This is a genomic window from Bacillus sp. GM2 (genome assembly GCF_056155945.1).
Genome location: NZ_JBRKSZ010000008.1, coordinates 1196061 through 1220422 on the forward strand (window position 1 = coordinate 1196061; position 24362 = coordinate 1220422).

The following is a 24362-nucleotide window of genomic DNA, read 5'->3' on the forward strand; positions in this document are numbered from 1 at the left end:
ATAGAAAACTTGATGAGGTCAGAAAATGATAGAATTAACTCCTTTACTCAATAAACAGCTTAAAACGCCTCTGTATATGCAGCTATATCAATATATAAAAACAGAAATTGAGACCGGCGGCATCCCTGAGGGAACTCTTTTGCCGCCGATCCGCTACTTATGCGAGCATTTGCATCTAAGCAAAAATACAGTTGAAAGCGCCTATCAGCAGCTCACTGCAGAAGGCTATACAGAAAGCAGGCCAAGGATCGGCATCAAAGTGCTTCCCTTGGAGAAAACGCTGATACCGCCTGGTCAATTGAAGGTTCATACCAACCGGGCATCCAAAGAAACAGGACAAGCTACAGCGGCAACGTATGATTTTAAATATGGTGATATCGATTTAAGCCATTTTCCGTTCAAAACATGGAGGCGTTGTCTGCAAAATGCATTGGACAGTGAAGATCATGAATTATTACTGTATGGTCATCATAAAGGCGATTTCGGTCTTCGTACGGAATTGGCGAAATATTTATTTCAGGCAAGAGGTGTCCGCTGTGCACCTGAGCAAATTGTGATCTGTTCCGGTACGCAGTATGCAGTCGGACTTCTTTGCCAGCTGCTCTCAATGAACGGCCGATTGGTTGCGGCGGAAAATCCGGGATATGATGGTGTGCGTTCTGTTTTCCTTAACCATGGATGTGATATTCAGCCAATTGGTCTGGAGACGGATGGGGTCAATTTGTCACAGCTTGCTGCAACCGGGGCCAAACTCGTTTATATTACACCATCACATCAGTTTCCGTATGGAATGGTTCTGCCGATACAAAAGAGGCTGAAATTACTTGAATGGGCAAGCCGTGAGAAGGCCTATATTATCGAAGACGACTATGACAGCGAATTCCGCTATCAGGGCAGGCCTATTCCATCTTTAAAAGCGCTTGATAAAAAAGAAAATGTCATTTATTTAGGGACTTTTTCAAAGTCATTTCTTCCGGGAGCGAGATTGAGTTATATCGTTCTGCCTTCAAAGCTGGCGGATGAATTTCAAGAAAAGCTTGGACGCTACAGCCAGTCTGCTTCACCCATCATTCAAAAAGCGATGTTTTTATTTATGAAAGAAGGTTTTTTCGAAAGGCACATCCGAAAAATGAAAAAAGTCTATCAAGAAAAGCACAAAACATTAATTTCGGCCATTAAAACGCATTTCGGAAATGAAGTGGAAATCATCGGCGAAAAAGCGGGGCTTCATATTTTGATGAAGACAGGCCGACATGCGCAAGACCTCATACATAAAGCGGAAAAACTCGGTGTGAAAGTTTACCCGGTATCAGATTTCTGGCTTGAGCCTCATGAAAGCAGCTCTTCCATCGTCATGGCGGGATTTGGGGGTCTTTCTGCAACGGAAATTGAAGAAGGGATCAGCAGACTGCGTAAAGCTTGGCTCTCCTCATCAAAGCAGGAACAGTGAAAAATGCCAGTTCCGCACCGATATTAAAAAGGATTCAATAGATAGAAAGCGGGAATAATTGTGAAAAAAACGAAACTGTTACTTGTGCTGCTTATGTTGATAGGGATGCTGTACGGGTGTTCCGGTCATGAAACAAAAGGAGAGGAAAAAACAGAACCAAATACGGCTCAAAAAGCGGCAAAACAATCAAAACAGCAGGCAGAACATGATCCATCATCCAATTGGCTCAAAGTGAAGAGCCCCGCCCGCATTCCGATTCTCATGTATCACAGCATTTCCACAGGAAACAGCCTGCGCGTACCGGAGGCGGAGTTCCGCGGACATATGAAATGGCTGAAGGATAACGGCTATTACACACTGACACCTGAAGAAGCCTATATTGTCTTAACACAAGATAAAATGCCGAGTGAAAAATGCGTGCTGATTACGTTTGATGACGGTTATACAGATAACTTTACGAAAGCCTTTCCGATCCTTAAAGAATATGGTCAGAAGGCGACCGTATTCATGATCGGCAAATCGGTCGGCGGAAAGAACCATTTGACAGAGAAACAAATGAATGAGATGAGGCGAAACGGCATTTCGATTCAAAGCCATACCATTCATCACGTTGAATTGAACGGGCTGGCACCGGGACAGCAGCTCGATGAAATGACGCGTTCCAAAGCGCTGTTTGATCGCATGTTCAGCCAAAACACGGTTATGCTGAGTTATCCGGTCGGGCGCTATAACGAAGATACGCTGAAGCTGGCAAACGAGGCAGGCTATCAAATGGCTGTCACGACAGAACCGGGAGCGGCATCTAGGGAGCAGGGGATGCATGCGCTCCACCGCGTCCGAATCTCGCCGGGGATGTCGCCGGACGCCTTTGGGAGAATGGTGGAACACAGCAGACAATAGGAAAGACGGCATTTATCATGATGCCGCTTTCCTTATTTTTTTTCGTTTTGGTGCGTCGGGCTCATGACAAGCCGCAGATTCGGGCGCATACTTTCGGAGGTTCGGCGGTTTGCCGTCTGCCCGGGTGCGGTTTCGATTACCCTCAAAAATCCGGTCGGCACGGCTGCCTGGCGGATCAATATTCTGCTTTTCGGTGCCGCTTTTTTATAAGAACTTTTGTTGTTCTTGTCAAAAAAGAATGAATACAAAATAAACAGAGCCAATAAAACCAGTAAAAAAATCATCTGGAAAAAACCCTCCTTATCGTGAATGTCTTCTTTTAATATCGAACAAGTAGGTGCAAAGTTTTATATATTTTGTAACAGAATCGATTAATTGTGACTTTTAAATCGTTTGAAGATCGGGAATCTGCTGTCTTTACATCATTCCCAATCGGAAGTCTGGTTAAACAACTGGATTGATGATCCCGTATTTGGAGTTAGATGGTGAATGAATGATGAAGTGAGATGGCTGGAACATACCCGGCTGACTGCAGCAAGAACTGCATACAGCCTAAGGGTCCGAGCAGAAGATGGGTAAAGGCAGCCCGCAGGTCTTAACAGCCACCGCCGCCATCACCGCCGCCACCGCAATCACTTCCGCTGTCGCCGGATGAATCAGGACCCCCGACAAAAAAAGTTGAAGAGCTGCTGCCGCTGTTGTTTCCGTCAGACGGTGCCATGGCGGCGTAGAGGAAGAATACTACCAAGATAAAACCGATCATTCCAACAATCATATGAAAACCTCCTAACCAATATGACCTTTGTTTTTATACGAACAACAGGCCGAGAAGTTTCGGAATTTTGTAAAAATATAGTGATTCATAGAAAAAACGGCTTAGACGCCGTTTTTTTACTGCTTGATCAATTTGGCCCGAACTGCACTCGGCATATCGCCGGGCTGCACTTCTTCCCATGTCTGAACGTATTTTCCTTTCGCGTGTACCTTTAGGTAGGCGTTTTTTCGAAGGGAGCCGCCGGCGAAGAATGTAACTTCCTTTTCCTTACCGGCGTCATTATATCCTTCCAGCGTGTACTCATAGCCGCCCGGGCTCAGATGCTTACCGTCTTTGTTGATCTGGACATACACGTTTTCTTTCTTCACAAGCGGATTGAACCGGTCTGTCACATCATTATGAATGAACAGAAAAGAGCCGATGCATACAACAGCCAAACCGGCTGTAATCAGAGAAATTGTTTTTTTCATATTTTATCACCTTAAAAATCCTTTTAATTTTTTCAAATAGCTTTTTCGAATGATCATAAAGAATAATAGTTGGAAGGTCAGAAATCCGCCTATCGTCATCAAGACCGGAGCTGCAAAATGACCAAGACTCTGCGCCTCGAGCGTCTTCATCGCAAAATACGTATGAACTGCTGCAAGAGCGAACGGAAAGAAGAACAGGATGGCCAATTGAATCGTCACGCTCTGCGACATTTCCTTTTCGCTCAGGCCGATTTTTGAGAGCGACAGGTAGCGCTCTTGATCTTCTTCAAGATCGGTAAACAGGCGGAAGTAGAGAAAACTTCCGGATGCCGTAAAAAAGAGAACCGCAATAAAAAGGCCGATAAACAGACTCAGGCTTGGAAGCTGAACAGTTTCAAAATAAGAAATAGCCTTTGCGTCAAATTGAAAATGGATATTGGCATAGTTTCCATAAATACTGTTTTTCAGTGATTGGCTGATATCAAGGCTGTTTTTCCAGCCGCTGTACTTATAGCCGTACAATGTGACGGCTTCGCCTTGTGTTTTCAGCTTTTCGAAGGTTTTGCCGTTTACGACGACGATGCTGTCTAACGAAATGAGCGGTTTTTTTATGCCTTTCACTTTCAGCTGTTCACTTGCCGGCTTCAGATCTTTGTTCAACATGTTCAAGGTGTCGGGAACTTCCCGCTTTTCTTTTGCTTCAAAGGCGTTCGGATAATACAGTGCCTCGCCGTCTTTCAGTTCACCAGAATCTGACTTGAAGTGCTTTTGAAATTCGCCTTCAGAGATCAGAAGCACCGGAGGAACGAGATCTCCCTGGCTGTAGCTGATATAGATTCCTTTTGTTTCTTCCTTTGTATACGAAAAATCTCCGTCCGTCAGCTTTTGTTCAATCAGCTTAACGTGTGCTTGTTCTTTGTGGTTCCCGCTGTATGATAAGTACTCTATCTCATATTGAGAATCCATTTTTCCGAGAGAGGTCTTGTATATCGCCAATGTGCCTGTGGCGGTAAAGGCGACCGCTGAAATAATACAGACAAGAAAGAACAGGCGGGCATTATCTTTCAGCCGGTAGACAAGATCCGATATCCATAGCACGTTTTTTCCACGCAAATAATATGATTTCCGCTTTTTTAACAACCTGAGCAGCCAAATGCTGCTTTGGCTAAAGAAGAAATAAGTCCCGATGATCGTCAGAATTAAGATCGTGACGGCTTGGGGAAAATGGATGTCGGCGAACAATACAAGCCAGTAGCCTGAGCCGAGGCAGCCGATGCCGATGACCGAAAAGATAACGGACGGTTTTGGCTCAGGTTTTATTTTCCCGGTGCCTTTGATCAGCTTGGTAACGGTTTTTGATTTAATAAACAAAACCGTAAATTGCGACAGCAAAATAAACAGCGTGAGAAAGCAGGCGGCTGTGAGAGCCAGCGCTTTCCAAGGCATATACAATGGCAAAGCGTCCATTTCCAGAATATAAGCGCCGACCGTAAAGAATGTTTTTGCAAAAACCAGACCGCCGATGATCCCTGTAACGATCGAAAGCACGCCGATGATGATGTTTTCTGCGGTAATCAGCTTTCTCAATTGACCCGGAGCGATTCCTTGGATGGTGAGGATCCCGAATTCCCTGCTTCTCGACTTGAGAAAGGCGTTGACGGAATAAAGCACAAACAGAATAGAAAAGGCGAAAATCATCCATTCAGCCACCGATAATCCCCGTTTTGCAATGTTGTTTAAATAGCCTTTCTCTAAAGCGGGGTGGAACAAAAGCATCGCAAATGTGAAAAATATCATCACTGAAAACGCGCTGCTTAAAAAGAAGGCGAGATAGGCTCTTTTATTCCGGACGACGTTTTTATAAGCGAACTGAAGAAAGGTCATTGGCGTTTCCTCCCAGCATGGACAGCACATTCAGAATCTCTTCATAAAATACTTGGCGGTTGGCGCCGCGGTAAATTTCGTTGAATAATGTTCCGTCTTTAATAAAAATGACGCGCCGGCAATAGCTTGCGGCAACAGGGTCATGCGTGACCATCAATATCGTGGCATTGTCGTTTTCATTAAGGTGCTGCATCGTTTCCATCACGTCTTTTGACGCCTTCGAATCGAGGTTTCCCGTCGGTTCGTCGGCGAGGATGAGAGCGGGCTGATGAATGACTGCTCTTGCGATGGCCGCCCGCTGCTTTTGTCCGCCGGATACTTCAAACGTCCGTTTATTCAGAAGTTGTTCGATGCCGAGTTTTTCAGCAATCGCCTGAAGTTTATCTTCCATGACGGAAAGCGGTTTATTTTCAAGCGTTAAGGGCAGCATGATATTTTCACCGATCGTCAGCGTATCCAGCAAATTAAAATCCTGGAATACGAATCCGAGCTGCCTGCGGCGAAAGTGGGCAAGCTTGGCCCTCTTCAGATGATGCGGATTTTCTCCGCGAATTAAAATGTCGCCGGAATCGGGGCGGTCAATCGTCGAAATGATATTGAGAAGCGTCGTTTTTCCGGATCCGGACGGCCCCATGATCGCCGTGAACTCACCGCCCTCGACATTGAATGAAATATCTTTTAAGGCTTGATGAGAGACTTGTCCTTTATATGTTTTATTGATGTTTTTAACAATCAGCATGTCTGTCATGATATCCTCCTTTTGCGGTGCTTTTTAGTGGTGCCCGCTTCCAGTATGTTGCGATTCTCCACATCCACTCCAGCGGGCCCATCCGGAATGCTCTCAGCCAAAATGCGCTTATGAAAGCTTGAATGGCCAGTGTGCAGATGCAAAGAATGACGGCCTGTGCATGGGTGATGTGTCCATACATTCCTGTCAGGCGAAGAAATGCTATTATGATCAGGGTTTGTCCAATATAGTTGGTTAAAGACATTCTCCCCATGTATTGAAGGGGCTTAAGCATTTTCTTGAAAAACGGCGCCTGCAAAATCTGAATGAAGGCTGATACATAAAAAACTCCCATGACAAGTCCTGCTAGAGCGGTCAACCGGTCAAAGTGTTCAGTGGTGTAAAACTTGTACTGCAAATATATTGCCGCCGGGATGGCGATGAGTGAAATGATGCCGATCCGCCGCAGACCGTGCAAATGGACGTACAGGTTCTCGAATATACGGGTTTTTCCTGCCCATAATCCAAGCAAAAACATCGCCAGCGTATTCAGCATGTAAAAATAGCCGATTCCTGCTGCCATAAATACGAATGAACTGATCAGGATCCATTTGGGTCGCATTGAATAAAACGGCCAAAGGATAAATCCGAATATCGCATAAGGAAGCAGCGCCTCACCCGGCTGCACCAGCTGGTGAATTGCTCCGAAAAAGGCGAGTGCAACCAGTCGTCGAAAAAACATTAAATGCCCATTTGCGTTTTTTTGTTCAGCGCGAGATAAAAACAAATAAAAGCCTACTCCGAACAAAAAGGAAAAAATGACATAAAAGCGCTGTTCAAACACATACGGTTTGATTTGGGCGATCAAATGGCTGATGGGCCCGCCTGTTCTGGAGTCGATCATCGCCAGCACATCTATATTCATAAAAATGATTCCGCATAAAGCGAATCCTCGTATATAGTCGAGTGTGTCGATTCTTTTCAAAGACTTGGACTGCATATGAAAAATCCTCCTTTCTACGTTTGTTTTGTAAACAAATCATATCAAGGAGGATGTGGATGAGCTATGCGGTTTTATTAAAGAAGACTTACATTTTTGTAAGGAACGAAAATTGAACAGCCGTCCCTTTTCCAACTTCTGAAGCGATGCTCACATCATAATTGAGCTTTTCCGCAATCTCTTTTACAAGGTAGAGGCCGATGCCTGTTGATTCCTGAAAGCGCCGTCCGTTTTCCCCGGTGTAATAAGGCTCAAATACCCTTTTCAAATCTTGTGAAGGAATTCCGACTCCATAATCTTTGATTTCCAGGATGATGCGTTCGCCTTTACGGAATATCGTCATATCGATGCGTTCGCTTCTTCCTGACGAATACTTCACAGCGTTGGTGATGACTTGGCCAACGGCAAATTTGAGCCATTTTCGATCAGAGTAAATAACGGCGTCTTCAGCGGGAACCTGTTTATTTGGATAGACCCGGTGCTGTATAAAATAGCGTTTATAGCGCTGAATCTGCGAATTAAGCAGCTCGCCAAGTGACACGGCTTCAATTTTAAAATCCTTTTCAAACAGGTCAAGTCTTGATGAATAGAGGAGCGTTTCCAGTCCGTATTCAATCTGCTGGACTTCTTTTTTGATTTGTTTAAAAACGGGTTCGTCCTCTTCCTGGATGATCAGATTGATGACGGAAAGCGGTGTTTTCACCTGATGCACCCATTGATTCATGTAGGTTACCCTGTCTTCCAGCTTGGACTCCATCTCATGTATTTTGCGGTGGTGGAGCCGGCTCAGCTCCATATGTTTTTCATAGAGCTCTGAGCAAAATTCAGACGTCCCCAAAAAAGGAATTTCTGTATCTTTTTGTTCTGAGCTGACCCACTGGTAGACTCTGTGTTCTTCATACCATTTGTACGAAAGATAAAGCGCCAGCGCCAGAAGCTGAACGCCGAGAATGTAAAAAAGGTGAGTGAAAGTCTGCATGCCGGCAAACCAATAGTAAAAAAACACGAATCCGCCCTGAAAAAGAAACAGAAGAATGAGAACGGCATGGTTTTTTAGAAACAGCTTCATGATTTCGCCCTCAGCTGATACCCTTCGCCCCGCACTGATTCAATTGAGAAGGGCGCGTCCAAGCTTCGCAATTTTTTGCGAATCCTTGTAATATAGACATTTAACGTGTTTTCATCTATAAATGTATCGGTTTCCCATGTCTTCTCCATTAACCGGTCTCTGCTTGTCACTTTTTCTCCTCTTTCAAGCAGCACTTCCAAGAGTTTGCTTTCCTTTTTTGAAAGCTCGAGCTTCTCATCCCGGCAGCGCAGCTCAAAACGTTCGACAAACAGCTGGACGCCTTCAAATTCAATCACTTTTTCTCCTTGTTTAACGGCGTATTCTCCAAATGCCCTGCGAATTTGGCCTTTAATTTTAGCGAGCACCACCTCATATGAAAAAGGCTTTTCTATATAATCATCGCCGCCGTTTTCGATCGCCATGACCTGATCCATTTCTCCGCTTCTCGCTGAAATGAAAATGATCGGACAAGTCGAATGCTGGCGGATTTGCCGGCACCAGTAGTACCCGTCGTATGACGGCAGATTGATGTCAAGCAATACCAGATCGGGCTTCTCTTGAAGAAACATTTCAAGGATAGAGGTGAAATCAGTCGCTGCAACCGTTTCGTATCCGTATTTTTCTAAATGATCGCGTAAAAGCTTCCGAATGTCTTCGCTGTCTTCGACAATCATGATTTTCGTCATTTTGAACACTCCTATGAACAAGTCTCCGCTGCCGAAAATGAGCGATTCCATTATAAAAGCGGCAGTGAAGATCTCTTATGTTAAGAATATCATAAAAAGTTGTTTTTCATGTGAGCGCTTAAGGTTTTTGCATACCAGATCATGATAATTCAGTTTCTGTGAGTTAAAATAGGAATGGACGACTGTCTAAAAAGGAGAGGATCAAATGGCAAAATACAGAGGTTATATCGGAACATATACTAAAGCTGACAGCGAAGGGATTTATACATTTGAGCTTGATACGGAAAAAAAGGCGTTAAGCACGCCGAAGCCGGCAGCAAAGCTGGGCAGTCCGACATATTTGAATATCGCCAAAGACAATGAAATGCTCTATGCAGTGGTCAAAGACGGCGATAAAGGCGGGGTTGCCGCATACCGTGTTGACGGTTCCACAGGAGAGCTGACTTTCGTCAACCAGCAGGCCGGGGAAGGACCGTCACCTTGCCATGTCAGCGTCGATCAGAATAACCATTATGTTCTGTCCGCCAATTACCACAACGGGACGATCATGGCATACCCTTTAAATGAAAGCCGCGGCTTGCTTGAGCCTTCAGCAAAAGTGCAGCATGAGGGAACAGGACCGCATGAGAGGCAGGAAAAAGCGCATACCCATTATTCCGGATTCACACCTGATGAGAAGTATGCAGTAGCCGTCGATCTCGGTACGGATCATATCATTACGTATCAATTGAAAGAGGACCGGCTTGAAGCGGTGAAAAAACACGCAACTGCACCGGGGTCAGGGCCGAGGCATATTGAGTTCCATCCGCAGGAAAAGTATGCGTATGTATTAACGGAGCTGAGCAATGAAGTCATCGTGTTGGCATACAACCCTGATTTGGGTGAATTCAGGGAGATTCAAGTCATTTCGGCATTGCCGGAAGGCTTTGACGGTGCGAGCCAAGGCGGCGCCATCCATGTCACTAAAGACGGCAAATTTGTATACGCTTCAAACCGCGGACACGACAGCATTGCCGTCTTCAGCATCAACGAGTATTCGGGCGAACTTTCCCTGGTTGAACACGTATCAACTGAAGGGGAATGGCCGCGCGACTTTGAGATTGATCCTTCAGAGCAATTTTTAATCGCTTCCAACCAGGAAACAGGGACATTGACATTGTTTGAAAGAGACCGGACAACGGGCCGGCTGACGCTTTTGCAGTCCGGAGTTCCTGCTCCTGAAGCGGTTTGCGTTAAATTTTTACATCAATAAAAGCAAAAAAACTTGACTGGCCTTTTTAGCCAGTCAAGTTTTTTTCTTTTTATAACACTTGCAGCATGCGGTTAACCGCTGTCATTTTACCCCGCATCCAGCTCTTTTTTGACCTTGATAAACGCAACCATCTGCTTGATTTCTTCTTCGGAAAGAAGCGTCCCGTCGACTGCCAGCTTGAGCTTATCCCATTCCGTCAGTTCAATGGCTTCGTTTTTAGCCTTTTCATCCCGGGGATCGTCAACTCTGCCAAGCAAAAAATCAGTGGAAGTATTGAATAAATCAGCGATTTCGATAAGCGCCTCTAAAGAAGGACGGCGGTAGCCCGATTCATAGCCCGCGTAAGTGCTTTTCGCAATACCGAGGCGGTCGGCAGTATATTGCAATGACCATTTTTTATTTTTTCTCAGTGTTGTTAATCGATCTAAATTCATATCTTACGCTCCTTTTGATACACAGTGATTATAGCACATTATCAGTAAAAGTGTACGCGAAATGAATAAAGTTTCTTGATTATTTCACATTTGAGGACTATAATTGCATTGAAGGTACGCATAAAGCGTATACATTCCTGATGCATCAAGCCTTCTTAGATAAAATCGATCTTGCTTTATACTGTATAAAACTACTTCTTAAAGAGGTGTAGCACATGAAAAAGTTACTGCTGTTGACCACCGGCGGGACCATCGCTTCAGTAGAAGGCGAAAACGGACTGGCTCCGGGGGTTAAAGCGGAAGAGCTTCTCAACTATTTATCTGATGACCATTCTAATTATACGATAGATTGCCAATCTTTAATGGATATAGACAGCACCAACATGCAACCTGAACATTGGGTGATGATGGCTGAGGCTGTATATGAGAATTACAGCCGCTACGACGGATTTGTGATCACGCACGGAACCGATACGATGGCCTACACCTCGGCGGCGCTTTCATACATGCTGCAGAATATTGATAAGCCTGTTGCGATTACGGGTTCCCAAGTTCCGATTACATTTAAGAAAACGGATGCGAAAAAAAATATTAAAGATGCGGTCCGCTTCGCGTGCGACGGTATCGGCGGAGTTTACGTCGTCTTTGACGGCCGCGTCATTTTAGGCACGAGAGCGATCAAATTAAGAACGAAAAGCTACGATGCATTTGAAAGCATCAATTATCCTTACGTTGCTTTCATTCATGACAAGGAGATCGAGTATAACAAACGGGTTCCCGAAGTGAAGCCAGGCGCTTTGAAACTTGATACTTCCTTAAATACCGATGTTTGTCTGGTGAAGCTTCATCCCGGATTAAAGCCTGAGTTTTTTGATTGTCTGAAAGGTTCATATAAAGGTATTGTGATTGAGAGCTACGGAAGCGGCGGCATTCCTTTTGAGAAAAGAAACATTTTAGAAAAAGTGAACGAGCTGATCGATTCCGGAGTAGTCGTAGCGATTACGACGCAATGCCTTGAAGAAGGAGAGGATATGAGCATTTACGAGGTCGGCCGCAAGGTAAACCAGGATGCCATCATCCGCTCGAGGAATATGAACACCGAAGCGATCGTTCCGAAGCTGATGTGGGCACTAGGAAAAACCGGACAACAAGCTGAAGTCAAAAAGATTATGGAAACGCCAATTGCAGACGATATCATCATCTAAAAAAAGAAAGCAGGGTTAAAAAATGAAAACTGAAATGACATACCGGACGGAAAAGGATTTTCTCGGAGAAAAAAAGATTCCGGCCGATGTCTACTACGGTATTCAGACATTGCGGGCAGCGGAGAATTTTCCGATTACAGGATATAAAATCCACGAAGAAATGATCAAGGCGCTGGCAGTGGTAAAAAAAGCGGCCGCGCTTGCCAACATGGAGACAAAACGTCTTTATAAAGGCCTTGGAGATGCCATCGTCCAAGCCGCTGATGAGATCCTTGAAGGAAAGCTGCACGATCAATTCATCGTTGATCCGATTCAAGGCGGCGCAGGCACTTCAATGAATATGAACGCGAACGAAGTCATCGGAAACCGTGCACTTGAACTGCTCGGCCACAAGAAAGGCGAATATATTCATCTGAGTCCGAATACGCACGTCAATATGTCTCAATCGACAAACGACGTATTCCCGACGGCGATTCACATTTCAACGCTCAAGCAGCTGGAAAAGCTGCTGGACACAATGGAATACATGCTTGACGCGTTTAAGAAAAAAGCGCGCGACTTTGACCACGTCATTAAAATGGGCCGCACACATCTTCAAGACGCCGTGCCGATCCGCCTTGGACAGGAATTTGAAGCCTACAGCCGCGTGATTGAACGCGACATCAAACGGATTAAACAATCGCGCCAGCATCTGTATGAAGTCAATATGGGCGCTACTGCGGTTGGAACGGGATTGAACGCGGATCCGCGCTATATTGAAAATGTTGTCAAGCACTTGGCTGAGATCAGCGGTCTTCCGCTAATCGGCGCTGACCATCTGGTGGATGCGACGCAAAATACGGACGCGTACACAGAAGTTTCGGCTGCATTAAAAGTATGCATGATGAACATGTCGAAAATAGCCAACGACCTTCGGTTGATGGCATCGGGTCCGCGCGCAGGACTTGCCGAGATTTCCCTTCCGGCAAGACAGCCGGGTTCATCCATCATGCCGGGGAAAGTCAATCCGGTTATGGCTGAGCTGATCAACCAAATCGCATTCCAAGTCATCGGAAACGACAATACGATCTGTCTTGCTTCTGAAGCCGGACAGCTCGAACTGAACGTGATGGAGCCTGTGCTCGTCTTTAATCTCCTGCAATCCATCAGCATCATGAACAACGGATTCCGTTCGTTTACCGATCACTGTGTAGCAGGAATCGAAGCGAATGAAAAACGCTTAAAGGCATATGTAGAAAAAAGCGCAGGCGTCATTACTGCGGTCAACCCGCATCTTGGCTACGAAGCAGCTGCAAGAATTGCAAGAGAAGCGATTTTAACAGGGCAATCCGTCCGCGATCTCTGTCTTCAAAACGACGTGTTGACTGAAGAAGAGCTTGATCTGATTTTGAATCCTTATGAAATGACAAAACCGGGAATTGCCGGGGCTGAACTTTTAAATCGGGATTAAGCTGGAAAAAAACAGTACGCGAAAACACTCTGAAGCATTTTACCGGGATAGAAACACAGAGTGTTTTCGCTTTCCTTCAATAACTTTATGAAGAGAAAGGATAACAGCGGTGAAGTGGTACCGCATAAGCCTTTTTCATGGTATACTGTTCGTTGTTAGTTAAATTTTTAAGAAAAAATTGAAGCAGATTGCTATTTTTATGTAGTTTATTTTGAAAGCGTTTCAATAATAAGGGGGATTTAGGTTGAAAACAGCACGGTTGCCATCAATGTTGGAAATCATTTGTGTATTAGGTGCATTTTTAGCGATAGTTTGTTCATTTACAGTCAAATTTGATCTGCCGATTCAGCTGGCATTGTTTATTTCATGGTTTTTAGTGATTTTGCTCGGTCTGCGCCTGGGACACCGGTATGAAGATTTGCAAAAATCGATTACAAACGGAATTTCAAACGGACTCGAAGCGATATTGATCCTGATTGCCGTCGGCGCGCTGATCGGCACATGGATAGCCGGCGGCGTTGTGCCGACTTTGATTTATTACGGGCTTGAGTTTATCCACCCGAGCATATTCCTGCTTGCCACGCTCATTATTTGTTCGATCACCTCTGTGGCCACAGGTACGTCTTGGGGTACTGTAGGAACGGCCGGGATCGCCATGATGGCAATCGGTGAAGGGCTGGGGCTACCGCTTCCGCTTGTAGCCGGAGCCGTGCTGTCCGGAGCCTATTTCGGAGATAAATTATCACCGCTTTCCGATAGTACAGTGCTTGCGTCATCTCTTTCAAAGGTCGAAGTGATTACTCATGTCAGAGCGATGCTGTACTTGTCGGTACCCGCCTATTTGATCACGGCGGTGTTGTTCACCATTACCGGATTTATTTACGGTAGTAAAAATGTCGATTTGCAGAAAGTCGAATTTTTGAAAACTTCTTTGCAAAACACGTTTGATATTCATATTTGGATGCTTGTTCCGGCTGTTATCGTTATCGTTCTTTTGGCCATGAGAAAGCCGTCTGTGCCGACGATCGCGATCGGCGCACTTTTGGGGGCGATCTGGGCTGCGGTCTTCCAAGGCATGAACTTTGCGGATGCACTTGGCACGGCTTACAACGGCTTTTCCATCGAGACCGGGATCAAATTTATGGACGAGCTCTTAAACCGCGGAGGAATTCAAGGCATGCTCGGTTCGGTCGTCGTCATCATTCTCGGTCTGGGCTTTGGCGGCCTTTTGGAGCACTTAGGCGTTTTAAAAGTGATCGTGTCCAAGTTCCAGCAAAAGCTGACTTCTGCCGGCAACGTCACATTCTCGACGATTATCGTCGCTTTCCTGGCGAATGTGTTTGGCTGCGCGATGTACGTCTCGCTCATTTTGACGCCGAAAATTATGGAGAAAAGCTATGACAAGCTCGGAATTGACCGGAGGGTGCTGTCCAGAAACGCGGAAGTCGGCGGTACGATGACGTCGGGCATGGTGCCGTGGTCAGACAACGGCATATATATGGCGGGGATTCTCGGCGTGTCAACCTTCTCTTATCTGCCGTTCATGTGGCTGAGCTTTGTTTCAATCGGCCTTGCGATTTTGTACGGATACACAGGTAAATTTATTTGGTACACCGATAAAAAAGACTCGCCGGTTCAGTAGCCGATTTTAAAACAATTGATGGAGGTATTCTGTTATGAATGGCAACAATATTATTCGGAATTTGATGCTGGAAATCCCTTCAGCACCAGGAAACCTTGGAAAGGTGACAACGGCGATCGGCCTTGCCGGCGGTGATATCGGAGAGGTTGAAACGATCAAGGTGGGGCCGAATTATACGATGCGGAACATTACGGTTCAAGTTGAGCATGAAGAACAGCTTACCGAGATCCTTGAAGTGATCCGCAACTTAAAAGAAGGCATCCATCTTCATACCGTTTCAGATGACGTGCTGGCTGCACATGAAGGCGGCAAAATCCGCATGAAAAGCAAGATGCCGATCCGCTCGCTCGCTGATCTGCGGCGGGTGTATACGCCGGGTGTCGCGAATGTGTGCGAGCTTATTAAAGAAGAGCCGCAAAAAGCGAATATCTATACTGGCATCGGCAATTCGGTTGCAATTGTCACGGACGGTACGGCCATCCTTGGCTTGGGAGACATTGGGCCTGTGGCGGGAATGCCTGTTATGGAAGGGAAGGCCGCACTTTTCGACCAGCTAGCAGACATCAGCGGAATTCCGATTCTGCTTGATACGAATGATCCTGACGAAATCGTGCGGACGGTTAAAAACATCGCGCCCGGATTTAGCGGTATTTTGCTTGAAGACATCGGTTCACCGCATTGTTTTGAAATCGAAGAGCGCCTGAAAAACGACCTGAATATTCCGGTCATGCATGACGACCAGCACGGTACTGCGGTGGTGACGCTGGCGGCCGCCATTTCAGCCGCCAAGAGTGCAGGGGTCGATCTGAAGCAGGCCCATGTCGGCCAAATCGGCCTGGGTGCGGCAGGGGTCGCGATCTGCAGAATGTTTATGGCATATGGGGTAAAACGTGTCGTCGGAACGGATAAATCGCTTGAGGCGATGGCGCGTTTAGAGAACTATGGCGGTCATGCGGCTGAAAGCATCGAAGAATTGATGGAAAGCTGCGATATCATCGTTGCGACAACCGGTGTTCCGGGATTGATCAATAAGAAATGGGTTCGGGAAGGCCAGGTGATTTTGGCTCTGTCCAATCCGAAGCCGGAGATTGAGCCTGAGGATGCGCTCGAGGCCGGGGCAGCCTACGCTGCGGATGGACGGTCTGTCAACAATGTGCTGGGGTTCCCCGGTATTTTCAGGGGCGTGTTAAATGCCGGAGCGGAATCGATCAGCCACCCGATGCTGGTCGCGGCCGCCGAAGCGATCGCATCCTGCACAAAACAAGGCGATCTCGTGCCTGATCCGCTGAATCCTGATGTTCACGAGATTGTGGCCAAAGCAGTCGAAAGGGTCGCACTTTCAGAGATGGGAAAAATGAACGGATAAAGAAAACAGCTGCTGCTTTATCGCAATACGGATAAAGCGGCAGCTGTTTTTCTTGCGAATGTTAGCGGCGGTTCTACAGATTGAAAATGAATATATAAGATATTCGGTTTTGTAAAAATCCAATGATTGTGGAGAGCGCTGATGATGATGCCTTGATCGACAAGCTTTTTTGTAAACAGCGGAATTTCTTCAGGCAAAATTGCGACTTCGGCCATATTCAAGGCGGTTCCGTTTTGATCGAGCGACTCGAACATGACTTCTTCCATGCCGACTCCCTTGCTTGGTCTTCCTTGAATCGTGACGCGCAAATTCCGTTTGATGCTGACAGAACAGACACCGTGTTCAATGTGCGGCTCCCCATTTAAAATATGTCCAAACTGCTGGCAAAGCGAATGAAAACTTTGCATCTGCTGAACCTCCATTTTTAAAGTTACCACGATTTTATGAAGGGAACCCGCATATTTAGAATCCTTTAAAAATGGACGATCCTTTTATTTGATGATTTCTTCACCGCCCGGCTTGTTTGCATAGTGGTACATGAAGCCCATCATAAACGCGCCTCCGATCAGGTTCCCGAGGGTTACTGGAATCAAGTTATGGATTGCGCCTGCAATCGAAATCGTATCCGGATGCTCGGTCACCAGGGAGACGGCAAAAGTGGCCATGTTCGCGATGCTGTGTTCATAACCGGAAATAAAGAAAGTAAAAACAAACAGCATCATAGAGAACATTTTCGCTCCGTCTCCTTTTTGTGCCATCGGAACAAAGAACGCAAGGCAGACAAGCCAGTTACACAAAATCGCTTTGAAGAACAATTCGGTCACCGGCGTATTCATTTTATGCTCCGCCACGCTAAGAATAAAGCCGGTGGAAGAAGGATCTTTAAATAAACCGGTCGCAAAGATGAGGCCTGCGAAAAACACGGCGCCCATTAAATTTCCTGCATAGCTGAAAATCCACAGCTTGATAACAGTGGGCCAACGCATTTTTTTACGAAGCGCAGCCAATGTATAATAAAATGTATTTCCCGTAAATAAATCTCCTCCGCCATAGACAATTAGAATAATGGCGCCCCCGAATGTGATTGCTGCAATTGGATATGTGAACGGAGAATGTTCAACATAAAAGAGATTCCCCGTTTTAAACGCTACAATGACTCCGAACCCGATAAACATACTGGCCAGCATAGCCCGTAAAAGATAACGAAGCGGGCTTTGCATAAAGATGCTTTGCTTTTTTAAGGCAAGCTCTTCGACTAGAACAAGTGATTTTGATTCCATGTTTTCCACCACCATCAAGTGTTTACTAAGAAGTATCTATCATAAATACAACCTAAGTATAGCAGGATATTGTGAAACATTTCACAAATTTTGTGTATTTTGTTTGAACAAATGTATGGTTCGATTTTCATAGAATAAACAGGGTATCGTTATTGTTTATTTTTAAGTCATAAATATTCCATCCATTCGTTAAAGCCTGAGGGAGCGATGTTTCAAAGATAGCTGTACAGGGAGGGATACGGCAGCAAGCAGGTAAATGCGCAGTCCAGTCAGCCGGTGCTGCATGAAGGCATAGATGAAGGACGTGCGCAGAAGGCTGAAGGAAGATTTCACAGATTGGACAAAATAACAGGACTTTCCGTCGGGCGTTTTCAAACTGAAGGAAAGCGCCGAATTTGTTTGTTTGCATATCACGGTATTCTTTTGACCCGCAAGGCTTTGCACAGAAAATCGCAAATGTTGAATGACGAAATGCTCCGCGTGGATGAGGGGCATTTTTCTCATGTTGATTTAGTTCTTGTTAACCATCACGTCACAAAATAGCTATAATTTCTTCGTATAATTGTCACAATGACATCCATAAATTAGGGAATATGTACTTTATTTAAGAAGGAATTCGCGGTAAAGTACAGGTATAAATAACCATCCGGATAATAACAGAACATCAATGTGGGCCGAGGTCACCCTTTTGTCTGTGATCATATTCATAAAATTCATGTGAAACTTTGAGCAAGGGTGATGCCCATTCGGCAACGGGTCCGGCTAGAACGAAGAGGAGGAGACTGGAACAGTGGACGAACTCATTTTGGCAAGATTTCAATTTGCTTCAACAACGATCTTTCACTTTATTTTTGTGCCGATGTCAATCGGGCTTGTCTTTATGGTTGCTTTAATGGAAACTCTTTATGTCGTAAAGAAAAAAGACATTTACAGAACGATGGCTAAATTTTGGGGGCACTTATTTTTAATTAATTTTGCAGTCGGTGTGGTCACCGGGATTTTACAGGAATTTCAGTTTGGAATGAACTGGTCGGAGTACTCCCGCTTTGTCGGTGATGTATTCGGCGCTCCGCTCGCGGTGGAAGCGCTGCTCGCTTTCTTTATGGAATCGACGTTTATCGGTTTGTGGATATTCGGCTGGGACCGGCTTCCGAAGAAGATCCATTTGCTGTCCATCTGGCTTGTTTCGCTTGGAACGATCATGTCGGCGTTTTGGATTTTAGCGGCCAACTCGTTTATGCAGGAGCCTGTCGGATTCGCGATCAAAAACGGCCGCGCGGAAATGACCGATTTCTTTGCGATTATTAATAACCCGCAGCTATGGGTTGAATTTCCGCACGTCATTTTCGGTGCGCTTGCCACCGGTGCGTTTTTCATTGCCGGTGTCAGCGCGTATAAAATGCTGAAAAAACAGGAATTGCTCTTTTTTAAAAAATCCTTTCAAATCGCGATGATTGTGGCGCTTGTTTCCGGCATCGGCGTAGCGTTCAGCGGACATGAGCAGGCACAGCATCTGATGAAGAGCCAGCCGATGAAAATGGCTGCCAGCGAAGCGCTTTGGGATGACAGCGGCGATCCTGCAGCTTGGACGGTGCTTGCGAACATTGACGCGGACAAGCAGGAAAACAAATCAGAGCTCAGCATCCCGTATGCGCTCAGCTATTTGGCTTATAAACAATTCAGCGGCGATGTGCCCGGAATGAAGACGCTGCAAAAGCAATATGAAGAAAAATACGGAGAAGGAAATTATATTCCGCCGGTGAAAACGACGTTCTGGAGTTTCAGAATCATGGCCGGCTCAGGACTTTTAATGATCGTTGCCGCTTTGACTGGCCTCTATCTCAGCTTCCGCAAAAGACTCGAAACAAGCAAATGGTTTTTGCGGACGATGGTGGCTTTGATCGCCTTTCCATTCATTGCAAATACGGCGGGGTGGATCATGACTGAAATTGGACGCCAGCCGTGGACGGTGTTCGGTATTTTGACAACGGCGCAGTCCGTGTCGCCGAACGTATCAGCGGGAATGCTGCTGTTTTCCGTCATCGCGTTTACAGCGATTTATCTTGTACTGGCGCTCGTTCTTGTCTACTTGTTTGTGCGGGAGATTAAAAAAGGGGCTGCACACCATGACCACCATCATGATGATTCCGTATCGACAGACCCGTTTGATCAGGAGGTTTACCATGGTATCTCTTAATGAACTTTGGTTTATATTAGTCGCTGTGCTGTTCATCGGTTTTTTCTTTCTTGAAGGCTTTGATTTCGGCGTCGGAATGGCGACACGGTTTCTCGGACGCAACGAGCTTGAACGGAGGGTGATGATCAATACGATCGGCCCTTTCTGGGATGCCAATGAAGTCTGGCTGCTGACTGGGGGAGGCGCGATTTTCGCGGCTTTTCCGAACTGGTATGCCACGATGTTCAGCGGATATTACATTCCGTTTGTCTTTGTTCTTCTTGCATTGATCGGACGCGGAGTCGCGTTTGAATTTAGAGGGAAAGTCGAAACCGCAAAATGGAAGAAAACATGGGATTGGGTCGTATTTTTCGGCAGCATCCTGCCCCCGTTTTTGTTCGGTGTTTTGTTTACCAGCATCTTGCGCGGCATGCCGATTGATGCCGATATGAATCTGCACGCCGGTTTTACTGACTATGTGAACGTTTATTCCGTAACAGGGGGAGTCACCGTTACGCTTCTCTGCCTGCTGCATGGCCTGATCTTTATTACGTTGAGGACGGAAGCTGATTTGCGCGACCGGGCAAGACAGCTGGCCAAAAAAGTCGTATTCGCCGTTTTGGCGGCGCTTGTTGCCTTTGTTGCTTTATCCATTTTTGAAACGGACTTGTTCACGGGCAGGGGACATGTGACGATACCGCTTGCGGCTCTGATTGTCGTTTGCTATGTGCTGTCGATCGTATTTATGAAACAAAAACGCGACGGCTGGACATTTGCTATGACAGGGGCTGGGATCGCCCTCACAGTGGCGACGATTTTCACTGCGCTGTTCCCGCGCGTCATGATCAGCTCGGTCAAAAGTGCATATGATTTAACGGTTTATAATGCTTCATCAGGAGACTATTCTTTAAAAGTGATGACGATCGTCGCGCTGTCACTGCTTCCGTTCGTGCTGGGTTATCAGATCTGGAGTTACTATGTTTTTCGAAAACGGGTCAGCAGTAAGGAGCCAATGATTTATTAATGGGAAAAGATCTTTTGCAATATAAAGGAATGAAGCGAATTCTTGCAGCACTCACCGTACTGACATGCATGCAAGGCGCAGCTATTATCATGCAGGCCGAATGGCTTGCTGAAGCGGTGACCCGCCTTTTTAACGGCGAGCGGGTCGGTTCGCTTGTTCCGCTGATCATCTTATTTACCGCCGCTTTTTTATTCCGCCACGCCGTGACCCTTGTCAGGCAAAGGCTGATTTTTGATTATGCCGCCAAGACGGGGGCCGACCTGCGGAAAAAGTTTTTGGAGAAGCTTTTCCAATCCGGCCCCAGACTGGCGAGAAAAGAAGGAACAGGTCACGTCGTCACACTCGCGATGGAAGGGATTGCGCAGTTTCGCCGTTATTTGGAGCTGTTTTTGCCGAAAATGATCAGCATGGCCGTTATACCGCCGGCGGTTGTCTGTTATGTCTTTTTTAAAGACACATCCTCCGCTGCAGTATTAATGATTACGATGCCGATTTTAATCGCATTTATGATCCTTCTCGGCTATGCGGCAAAGAGAAAAGCGGACAGCCAGTGGAAGACGTATGAGATGCTTTCAAATCATTTTACTGATTCCTTGCGCGGCCTGGAAACATTGAAAGTGCTGGGCATGAGCCGTTCACATACGAAGAATATTTTTCATGTGAGCGAACGGTACAGGAAGGCGACGATGGGCACGCTTAAAATTGCCTTTCTGTCTTCGTTTGCACTTGATTTTTTCACCATGCTGTCCGTGGCAACCGTAGCCGTTTTTCTCGGTCTCGGTCTTGTTGACGGCACCATCATGCTGGAGCCGGCGCTTGCCATTCTGATTCTTGCGCCTGAGTTTTTTCTTCCTGTCCGGGAAGTCGGCAATGACTATCATGCTACGTTGAACGGCCGGGAAGCCGGTAAAGCGATCAAGGCGATATTGGAGTCGCCCGGTTTCAAGTATGAGGAGCCTTTGGATCTTGAGCGATGGTCAGACGACGATCAAATCGAGTTCAAGCATGTAGAGGTGAGGCATGATGAGGAGGAAAACTCCTCTTTATCCGGCATTTCTCTATCGTTTAAAGGAAAGAAAAAAATCGGAATCATCGGGGAGAGCGGTGCCGGAAAATCTACGCTTATCGATGTGCTCGGCGGTTTCTTGGAAACGAATAGCGGCGTGATCAAAGTCGGGGGAAAAGAGAGGACGCATTTGCAGACGGACAGCTGGCAAAATCAGCTCCTGTATATTCCGCAGCATCCCTATATCTTTCCGGATACGCTCGGAGCCAATATCCGTTTTTATCATCCCGGCGCTTCTGACGAAGAAGTTGAACAGGCAGCAAGAGCCGCCGGGCTGACGGAGCTGATTGATCAGCTTCCGTCCGGCTTAGAAGAGCGGATCGGTGAAGGCGGGAGGGCATTAAGCGGCGGACAGGCGCAGCGCACAGCCGTTGCCCGGGCTTTCCTGGGCAACCGTCCGATTCTCCTTTTAGATGAGCCGACCGCTCACTTGGATATCGAAACAGAATACGAGTTGAAAAAAACGATGCTGAAACTGTTTGAAGACAAGCTGGTTTTTTTGGCAACCCATCGTCTTCACTGGATGCTTGATATGGATGAAATCATCGTGCTGAAGGATGGGCAGGTGGCTGAAACCGGTACACATCAAGAATTGATTGAAAAGCGGGGCGTTTATTATGAGCTCGTGCAGGCGCAGTCGTTTGGAGGTGCATCATGAACAATGAAGACGGGTGGATTCTGCCCTATATCAAGAAAAATATAAGGCTTTTGATCATTGTCGTGTTGCTTGGCGGATTGACGGCATGCTCGGCTGCAGCTCTCATGTTTACCTCCGGTTATTTAATATCCAAAGCGGCTACGCGTCCGGAAAATGTTTTGATGATCTATGTCCCGATCGTAGCGGTCCGCACCTTCGGGATTATGCGCTCGGTGTCGCGCTATGTTGAGCGGTTGACCGGACACCATATCATCTTGAAAATTTTATCCGATATGCGCGTCAGGCTTTACAGGATGCTGGAACCTCAAGCTTTAAAATGGCGTGAACGCTTCCGAACGGGGGATATGCTCGGCATTTTGGCCGACGATGTTGAGCATTTGCAGGACATGTATTTGAGAACGGTATTTCCCGGGCTGTCGGCGCTTCTTTTATATGGCGTATACATCACTGCTATCGGCTTTTTTTCATGGCCTTTTGCAGGGCTGATCGCGATCTATGCAGCGGTTTTCGTGTTTCTTGTTCCGCTTGTTTCCCTGCTTGTGACAAGGGCGAAAAATGTTGCGTTGAAAAGAGGACGAAGCCTCTTGTACCGTCAGCTGACAGACGCGGTCATGGGCGTGAGCGACTGGGTTTTCAGCGGCCGGCAAAACGACTTCGTCCATGCGTATGAAGCAGCAGAACAGGAATGGCTGGCGATCGAAAAGAAACGGATGCGCTTCAGTCGTTGGAGGGACTTTGCCATGCAATGCCTGGCGGCAGGACTTGTTCTTCTGATGTTGATATGGGCGGGCGGACAAAGCGCGGAAGGCGCCTTGGCTCCTGTGTTTATTGCGGCGTTTGTCCTTGTTGTGTTTCCTTTGACGGAAGCTTTCTTTCCGCTTTCAGACGCAGCGGCGTCAATCCCTGAGTATCAGGATTCTTTAGAAAGAATGGACGGGCTTGAGCCGTCGAAAAGGGAAGAAATTGGAGCCGCTGTTCAGCAGGAACGGGCGGAGGCCGTAGGTTTGGACGATGTCACGCTTCGCTTTGAAGATGTTTCTTTTTCTTATGAAGAAGGCCATCCGGTGTTGGACGGTGTTTCATTTATATTAAAACAGGGTGAAAAGACCGCTTTGCTCGGGCCGAGCGGCGCGGGTAAATCGACGATCTTGTCGTTGATACAAGGGGCGCTCGCTCCTTCTAAAGGAAACATTACATTGAACGGCATTTCTGCACAGTCTCTTCAGGGAGAAATCTCACGCGCAGTCTCTGTTTTTAATCAGCAGCCGCATCTGTTTGATACGACGGTTTTGAATAATATCAGGCTCGGAAACCCTGACGCGAGCGATGAGGACGTGTATTGGGCAGCGCGCCAGGTGAAGCTTCACGATTATATTCAGTCTCTTCCCGAAGGATATTATACATCTGTTCAGGAAACGGGCATTCGTTTTTCAGGCGGAGAACGTCAGCGGATTGCATTGGCGCGGATTCTGCTGCAGAATGCGCCAATCGTTGTATTGGACGAACCGACCGTAGGTCTCGATCCTAAAACAGAGAAAGAGCTTCTATCAACGATGTTTCAAGTGCTTGATGGAAAGACTGTTCTATGGATTACACACCATTTGGCAGGAGCCGAAGCGGCCGACCGGATTCTGTTTTTAGACAAAGGGAAGCTTGCAATGGCAGGGAGCCATCAGCAGCTTTTGGAAAACAATCCTCGCTATTCAAGACTTTATCGTCTGGATGCGCCTGTCGGCCGGCTTTCTTAGTAGAAAACCGCAAAAGACAGCTTCAAGCCGAGAAGCTGTCTTTTTTATATGGCCCGCTCATCAACTGCTTTTATTTTGCATGTTAAAGAGCGGTGAAGGG

23 protein-coding genes are annotated in these 24362 nt (G+C 46.5%); 12 read left to right on the plus strand and 11 right to left on the minus strand.

The genetic code is table 11. The features are described 5' to 3' along the window. Window positions 1-25 precede the first annotated feature (25 nt). Entirely contained in the window at window positions 26-1450 is a 1425-nt protein-coding gene (pdxR, locus tag ACVC9U_RS20680) for a MocR-like pyridoxine biosynthesis transcription factor PdxR (protein ID WP_154495468.1), read from the plus strand. A 60-nt stretch (window positions 1451-1510) separates the two neighbouring features. Further along, window positions 1511-2350 (plus strand): polysaccharide deacetylase family protein, encoded by an 840-nt coding sequence (locus ACVC9U_RS20685; protein WP_075751662.1) that lies wholly within the window; start codon window positions 1511-1513, stop codon window positions 2348-2350. A 32-nt stretch (window positions 2351-2382) separates the two neighbouring features. Here the strand turns inward: ACVC9U_RS20685 and ACVC9U_RS20690 are convergent, their stop codons facing one another. The 8 genes from ACVC9U_RS20690 to ACVC9U_RS20725 form a co-directional block, all read right to left on the minus strand. Then, a complete protein-coding gene (locus ACVC9U_RS20690; RefSeq protein WP_069500859.1) occupies window positions 2383-2634 on the minus strand; it encodes a hypothetical protein in 252 nt (83 codons plus the stop codon). A 311-nt stretch (window positions 2635-2945) separates the two neighbouring features. Further along, window positions 2946-3125 carry a hypothetical protein gene (locus tag ACVC9U_RS20695; RefSeq protein WP_069500858.1) on the minus strand — a complete coding sequence of 60 codons (180 nt, stop codon included), beginning with the start codon at window positions 3123-3125 and terminating at the stop codon, window positions 2946-2948. A 116-nt stretch (window positions 3126-3241) separates the two neighbouring features. Then, window positions 3242-3595: a YxeA family protein gene (locus ACVC9U_RS20700; RefSeq protein WP_069500857.1), complete on the minus strand. Its 354-nt coding sequence runs from the start codon at window positions 3593-3595 to the stop codon at window positions 3242-3244. A gap of 6 nt (window positions 3596-3601) precedes the next feature. After that, window positions 3602-5479 carry an FtsX-like permease family protein gene (locus ACVC9U_RS20705; protein ID WP_069500856.1) on the minus strand — a complete coding sequence of 626 codons (1878 nt, stop codon included), beginning with the start codon at window positions 5477-5479 and terminating at the stop codon, window positions 3602-3604. Then, complete coding sequence (locus tag ACVC9U_RS20710; protein WP_069500855.1) at window positions 5454-6227, minus strand: ABC transporter ATP-binding protein; 774 nt, start codon at window positions 6225-6227, stop codon at window positions 5454-5456. The genes ACVC9U_RS20705 and ACVC9U_RS20710 overlap by 26 nt, the downstream gene beginning before the upstream one ends. Next, on the minus strand, window positions 6205-7131 hold the full coding sequence (locus ACVC9U_RS20715; protein ID WP_392388744.1) for a DUF418 domain-containing protein: 927 nt from the start codon (window positions 7129-7131) through the stop codon (window positions 6205-6207). Before ACVC9U_RS20715 ends, ACVC9U_RS20710 begins: the two co-directional genes overlap by 23 nt. A 163-nt stretch (window positions 7132-7294) precedes the next feature. Beyond that, window positions 7295-8275, minus strand: coding sequence for a sensor histidine kinase (locus ACVC9U_RS20720; RefSeq protein ID WP_069500853.1), 981 nt, complete (start codon window positions 8273-8275; stop codon window positions 7295-7297). Next, window positions 8272-8961 (minus strand): response regulator transcription factor, encoded by a 690-nt coding sequence (locus tag ACVC9U_RS20725; protein WP_069500928.1) that lies wholly within the window; start codon window positions 8959-8961, stop codon window positions 8272-8274. The genes ACVC9U_RS20720 and ACVC9U_RS20725 overlap by 4 nt, the downstream gene beginning before the upstream one ends. A gap of 205 nt (window positions 8962-9166) precedes the next feature. Between ACVC9U_RS20725 and ACVC9U_RS20730 the strand changes: the two genes are divergently transcribed. Next, window positions 9167-10213 carry a lactonase family protein gene (locus tag ACVC9U_RS20730; RefSeq protein WP_069500852.1) on the plus strand — a complete coding sequence of 349 codons (1047 nt, stop codon included), beginning with the start codon at window positions 9167-9169 and terminating at the stop codon, window positions 10211-10213. An 86-nt stretch (window positions 10214-10299) separates the two neighbouring features. On the opposite strand, the gene ACVC9U_RS20735 is transcribed toward ACVC9U_RS20730, so the two are convergent. Continuing rightward, entirely contained in the window at window positions 10300-10647 is a 348-nt protein-coding gene (locus ACVC9U_RS20735) for a helix-turn-helix domain-containing protein (protein WP_020453443.1), read from the minus strand. Between the two features lie 215 nt (window positions 10648-10862). Here ACVC9U_RS20735 and ACVC9U_RS20740 point away from each other — a divergent pair, with 215 nt between their 5' ends. The 4 genes from ACVC9U_RS20740 (at window position 10863) to ACVC9U_RS20755 (ending at window position 16310) form a co-directional block, all read left to right on the plus strand. Next, window positions 10863-11852 (plus strand): asparaginase, encoded by a 990-nt coding sequence (locus ACVC9U_RS20740; RefSeq protein ID WP_069500851.1) that lies wholly within the window; start codon window positions 10863-10865, stop codon window positions 11850-11852. 22 nt (window positions 11853-11874) lie between these two features. Beyond that, on the plus strand, window positions 11875-13302 hold the full coding sequence (gene aspA / locus ACVC9U_RS20745; RefSeq protein WP_069500850.1) for an aspartate ammonia-lyase: 1428 nt from the start codon (window positions 11875-11877) through the stop codon (window positions 13300-13302). A gap of 244 nt (window positions 13303-13546) precedes the next feature. Beyond that, complete coding sequence (gene nhaC, locus ACVC9U_RS20750) at window positions 13547-14944, plus strand: Na+/H+ antiporter NhaC (RefSeq protein ID WP_075751661.1); 1398 nt, start codon at window positions 13547-13549, stop codon at window positions 14942-14944. Window positions 14945-14978: 34 nt separating this feature from the next. Then, window positions 14979-16310, plus strand: a complete 1332-nt coding sequence (locus ACVC9U_RS20755; RefSeq protein ID WP_075751660.1) for an NAD-dependent malic enzyme — start codon at window positions 14979-14981, stop codon at window positions 16308-16310. A gap of 17 nt (window positions 16311-16327) precedes the next feature. On the opposite strand, the gene ACVC9U_RS20760 is transcribed toward ACVC9U_RS20755, so the two are convergent. Both ACVC9U_RS20760 and ACVC9U_RS20765 read right to left on the minus strand, forming a co-directional pair. Further along, the gene (locus ACVC9U_RS20760) at window positions 16328-16717 is read right to left on the minus strand and encodes a DUF1259 domain-containing protein (RefSeq protein ID WP_075751659.1); all 390 of its coding nucleotides are present in this window, start codon (window positions 16715-16717) and stop codon (window positions 16328-16330) included. Between the two features lie 84 nt (window positions 16718-16801). After that, the gene (locus ACVC9U_RS20765; protein ID WP_075751658.1) at window positions 16802-17590 is read right to left on the minus strand and encodes a formate/nitrite transporter family protein; all 789 of its coding nucleotides are present in this window, start codon (window positions 17588-17590) and stop codon (window positions 16802-16804) included. A 336-nt stretch (window positions 17591-17926) separates the two neighbouring features. On the opposite strand from ACVC9U_RS20765, the gene ACVC9U_RS20770 reads away from it, so the two are divergent. The 5 genes from ACVC9U_RS20770 to cydC all read left to right on the plus strand — a co-directional run bounded on the left by ACVC9U_RS20770 (window position 17927) and on the right by cydC (window position 24262). After that, window positions 17927-18133, plus strand: coding sequence for a hypothetical protein (locus ACVC9U_RS20770; RefSeq protein ID WP_441391464.1), 207 nt, complete (start codon window positions 17927-17929; stop codon window positions 18131-18133). Between the two features lie 247 nt (window positions 18134-18380). Next, window positions 18381-19787 (plus strand): cytochrome ubiquinol oxidase subunit I, encoded by a 1407-nt coding sequence (locus ACVC9U_RS20775; RefSeq protein WP_075751656.1) that lies wholly within the window; start codon window positions 18381-18383, stop codon window positions 19785-19787. Further along, a complete protein-coding gene (cydB, locus tag ACVC9U_RS20780) occupies window positions 19774-20790 on the plus strand; it encodes a cytochrome d ubiquinol oxidase subunit II (RefSeq protein ID WP_020453435.1) in 1017 nt (338 codons plus the stop codon). Before ACVC9U_RS20775 ends, cydB begins: the two co-directional genes overlap by 14 nt. Beyond that, on the plus strand, window positions 20790-22514 hold the full coding sequence (gene cydD / locus ACVC9U_RS20785; protein ID WP_075751655.1) for a thiol reductant ABC exporter subunit CydD: 1725 nt from the start codon (window positions 20790-20792) through the stop codon (window positions 22512-22514). The genes cydB and cydD overlap by 1 nt, the downstream gene beginning before the upstream one ends. Then, window positions 22511-24262 (plus strand): thiol reductant ABC exporter subunit CydC, encoded by a 1752-nt coding sequence (gene cydC / locus ACVC9U_RS20790; protein ID WP_075751654.1) that lies wholly within the window; start codon window positions 22511-22513, stop codon window positions 24260-24262. The genes cydD and cydC overlap by 4 nt, the downstream gene beginning before the upstream one ends. Window positions 24263-24362 lie beyond the last annotated feature (100 nt).

What these genes read in the sequence shown, in the direction of transcription:
- pdxR (WP_154495468.1), top strand. Translation starts at nt 26, where the DNA reads ATGATAGAATTAACTCCTTTACTCAATAAACAGCTTAAAACGCCTCTG.
- ACVC9U_RS20715 (WP_392388744.1), bottom strand. Translation starts at nt 7,131, where the DNA reads ATGAATATAGATGTGCTGGCGATGATCGACTCCAGAACAGGCGGGCCC.
- ACVC9U_RS20760 (WP_075751659.1), bottom strand. Translation starts at nt 16,717, where the DNA reads ATGCAAAGTTTTCATTCGCTTTGCCAGCAGTTTGGACATATTTTAAAT.
- ACVC9U_RS20765 (WP_075751658.1), bottom strand. Translation starts at nt 17,590, where the DNA reads ATGGAATCAAAATCACTTGTTCTAGTCGAAGAGCTTGCCTTAAAAAAG.
- ACVC9U_RS20695 (WP_069500858.1), bottom strand. Translation starts at nt 3,125, where the DNA reads ATGATTGTTGGAATGATCGGTTTTATCTTGGTAGTATTCTTCCTCTAC.
- aspA (WP_069500850.1), top strand. Translation starts at nt 11,875, where the DNA reads ATGAAAACTGAAATGACATACCGGACGGAAAAGGATTTTCTCGGAGAA.
- cydC (WP_075751654.1), top strand. Translation starts at nt 22,511, where the DNA reads ATGAACAATGAAGACGGGTGGATTCTGCCCTATATCAAGAAAAATATA.
- cydB (WP_020453435.1), top strand. Translation starts at nt 19,774, where the DNA reads ATGGTATCTCTTAATGAACTTTGGTTTATATTAGTCGCTGTGCTGTTC.
- ACVC9U_RS20700 (WP_069500857.1), bottom strand. Translation starts at nt 3,595, where the DNA reads ATGAAAAAAACAATTTCTCTGATTACAGCCGGTTTGGCTGTTGTATGC.
- ACVC9U_RS20720 (WP_069500853.1), bottom strand. Translation starts at nt 8,275, where the DNA reads ATGAAGCTGTTTCTAAAAAACCATGCCGTTCTCATTCTTCTGTTTCTT.
- ACVC9U_RS20690 (WP_069500859.1), bottom strand. Translation starts at nt 2,634, where the DNA reads ATGATTTTTTTACTGGTTTTATTGGCTCTGTTTATTTTGTATTCATTC.
- ACVC9U_RS20740 (WP_069500851.1), top strand. Translation starts at nt 10,863, where the DNA reads ATGAAAAAGTTACTGCTGTTGACCACCGGCGGGACCATCGCTTCAGTA.
- ACVC9U_RS20735 (WP_020453443.1), bottom strand. Translation starts at nt 10,647, where the DNA reads ATGAATTTAGATCGATTAACAACACTGAGAAAAAATAAAAAATGGTCA.
- cydD (WP_075751655.1), top strand. Translation starts at nt 20,790, where the DNA reads ATGGGAAAAGATCTTTTGCAATATAAAGGAATGAAGCGAATTCTTGCA.
- ACVC9U_RS20710 (WP_069500855.1), bottom strand. Translation starts at nt 6,227, where the DNA reads ATGACAGACATGCTGATTGTTAAAAACATCAATAAAACATATAAAGGA.
- ACVC9U_RS20705 (WP_069500856.1), bottom strand. Translation starts at nt 5,479, where the DNA reads ATGACCTTTCTTCAGTTCGCTTATAAAAACGTCGTCCGGAATAAAAGA.
- ACVC9U_RS20725 (WP_069500928.1), bottom strand. Translation starts at nt 8,961, where the DNA reads ATGACGAAAATCATGATTGTCGAAGACAGCGAAGACATTCGGAAGCTT.
- ACVC9U_RS20755 (WP_075751660.1), top strand. Translation starts at nt 14,979, where the DNA reads ATGAATGGCAACAATATTATTCGGAATTTGATGCTGGAAATCCCTTCA.
- ACVC9U_RS20730 (WP_069500852.1), top strand. Translation starts at nt 9,167, where the DNA reads ATGGCAAAATACAGAGGTTATATCGGAACATATACTAAAGCTGACAGC.